Annotated in this window: 4 protein-coding genes; all 4 read left to right on the forward strand. The window is 67.7% G+C overall.

Annotated features, from left to right (window positions below):
- Nucleotides 1–253: hypothetical protein (locus DJ69_RS18665; protein ID WP_218962321.1), on the forward strand; the 253-nt coding region annotated here is incomplete at its 5' end.
- The gene (locus DJ69_RS13490) at nucleotides 250–1,302 is read left to right on the forward strand and encodes a hypothetical protein (protein ID WP_180271826.1); all 1,053 of its coding nucleotides are present in this window, start codon (nucleotides 250–252) and stop codon (nucleotides 1,300–1,302) included. The genes DJ69_RS18665 and DJ69_RS13490, both read left to right, overlap by 4 nt.
- A 111-nt stretch (nucleotides 1,303–1,413) precedes the next feature.
- Nucleotides 1,414–1,731 (forward strand): hypothetical protein, encoded by a 318-nt coding sequence (locus DJ69_RS13495; RefSeq protein WP_094534061.1) that lies wholly within the window; start codon nucleotides 1,414–1,416, stop codon nucleotides 1,729–1,731.
- The gene (locus tag DJ69_RS13500; RefSeq protein ID WP_099256085.1) at nucleotides 1,724–2,092 is read left to right on the forward strand and encodes a winged helix-turn-helix domain-containing protein; all 369 of its coding nucleotides are present in this window, start codon (nucleotides 1,724–1,726) and stop codon (nucleotides 2,090–2,092) included. Before DJ69_RS13495 ends, DJ69_RS13500 begins: the two co-directional genes overlap by 8 nt.
- Nucleotides 2,093–2,500: the final 408 nt, after the last annotated feature.

Consider the following 2,500-nt stretch of genomic DNA (forward strand, 5'->3'; position numbering starts at 1 on the left):
TGCTGTCGGCTCTGACGGTCCAACACGCTACACCTCCGCCGGGAGGGAGGCACCGGGAGAGGCGGTCCGCCCGGCAGCGCAGCCGGAGGCGAGCAGCCCGGAACGCGGCGGCGCCGCCCGCGGCGCCGCGCACCGCCTCGACCAGCCGTCCGAGGGGCTTGCCCCTCGCAACGGAAGGCCGACCGCATCGGCGACCGAACGGGAGCCGAACGAGCGGCGGTCTCGACTCACCCGGTCGAGGTGGTCACGGTGACGACGGAACCGACCACGCTGGTCGGTGCGCACGCCCCAGACTGGGGCGCTTCTCGGCTTTCCAAGACTAACCGGGCAGACGAACAAAACGGTCGCGAGACGGCGTCTGCCCCGCCTTCTCGATTCCGCCCCCTCACGGAACGGAACGGAGTCACCCTCCGACAGGAGGTCCGCGACTGGCACGACCTCGACGACGCGCCGATCTCGTGGAAGGGCGCCACCGACGCGTGGGGTTCGTACATCCGCGACAAGGAGGACGTGGAGACGGTCTTCGAAGACGTCTCGGGGAACCGCGCCAGCGGCTCGAAGCCGCACCGGTTCGACCCGGAGTACGCCGACAAGCAGTACGCGAAGCTGAAGGACCTCGAACGGGGCATCTCGGAGGAGTACGGCAAACGGCTCCACACGGCGATGCTGACGTTCACGGCGTCGTCCACCGACGACGACGGTCGGCCCCTCCCGCCGGTCGACCACCTCGACGGGCTCCTCTCCTCGTGGGAAGCCGTACGGCGCGCTCTCGACCGCGCTCTCGACGGTCGCCGGTACGAACGGCTCGCTATCCTCGAACCGCACCAGAGCGGCTACTTCCACATCCACATGGCGGTGTTCGTCGACGGCCCCGTTCGGACCTCGACCCTCGCCGAGCCGATCGAGGCGCACGTCCGCAACTGCGACCTCGCGGAGTGGGACGCGCACGACCTCGACGACGACTCGACTGTCTCGGTCCGGCACGCCGGCGGCGACCGCACCGACGACGACTCGCTCGACGAGCTCGCGATCTACCTCGCTGAGTACCTGGGCACCTACGGCGACGACCCGCTTGACCAGCCGGAACACGTCCAAGCCGCGAACGCGCTCCTCTGGGCCACCGGTCGACAACGCTGGAGGCCGTCGAACGGGGCACAGTCGTACATGGCGACAGAGGCGCGAGAGCCGGGCACAGACTGGTCAGTAGTCGGTATCGAGGTAGACGGCGAGTTCCGCCCAGCGGACCCAGAGAACGGAGGTGTCGACCGGTTCACGACTGCGGGGCTCGACCCGCCGGACTGATCGACGACCTCGCCGATGACCCCGGAAGGGCGAGGCACCTCGCATCGGGCACGCGCCGCGAAGGCCGGTGTCCCAGCACCGGCCCGATGCTCACACGGTCACCAAGCAACCATGTCAGCACCTGACACTACCGACGACGGCGGTATAGACTCCACGGAAGCGCAAGACCTCAACACCGGCACCACGCTCACGGCGGACGGTCCCGGCGAGTTCTGGTGCCACGCCTGCGGCGCTCGCTGTACCCGCAACCAGTCGAACGGGACCGAGTACGGCCACCTCCTCGACTGCCCCGAGCGGGACCTACCGGACCCGCGAGAGGCCGACGACTGGGAAGGTGGTCCGTTCAGCCGTTCAGTCGGTGAGGGCGTCGTCAAGAGCAAGAAGAGCAGTCAGCTAGCTTCCTGTCTGGAGGCTCGCGACGATGACTGATCGAGTCCACCTCGACAGTCCTCGGTTCCGCCGGCTCGCGAAGGCCTACTCGAACGAGTACCGTCGCCTCATCCTCCTCCTGCTCCACCGAGCCCCTCGGCTCAGCCTCACCGAGATCTCTGATCAGCTGGACATCCCGGTCAGTTCCGCCCAGTACAACGTGGAGAAGCTTCTCTCTCTCGGGCTCATCAAGGTTGATGACGCCTCTCACGGCGGTTCTGTCACCTACTATACCGTCACTGCTGGCTCTCCCGTCCTCGACCCTCGTCCCTCTGAGGCCGACGGTTCCTCGACCGGGAACGACTCGGGTGGTGGCGCTTCGGTTCCTCCACCCACCGGTGCCACCGACCCATCCGCTTGAGCGGATGGTCTCCTCGGCCTTCCAAGGAGACTAACTCTGTAAACGCCTCTTCCTGCCGAAACCATCGGTTTCGGCTCGCGACCGGTACCGACGACTAGCCCGCACTGCGGGCAGTCCCCGCCCGCCCCGGACGGGGAAGCTCGCGCGGCCCCTCCCCGCGGGGGGTCCGCGAGCAGTCCCGCCGCGGCAGGCAGGGACACCCGGTCGCCGGTAGCTTTATCATCTGACGCTCGACAAGTCTTCTTAACAGAACAGTCACACCCTGATGAAAAGGCCCCGTCGCAGCGGGGCCACGTGCCGATGGTGTTCGCGCACCACCGACTGCCAACCGTCCCGGGCTGGCACGTGGACTTCTCCCGCAACGAACCTTAAACCCCTGTTCGACAGTCGCGGCTCTCTCTGCGCGCC

The sequence above is a fragment of the Halorubrum persicum genome, assembly GCF_002727125.1.
Classification (GTDB): Archaea; Halobacteriota; Halobacteria; order Halobacteriales; family Haloferacaceae; genus Halorubrum; species Halorubrum persicum.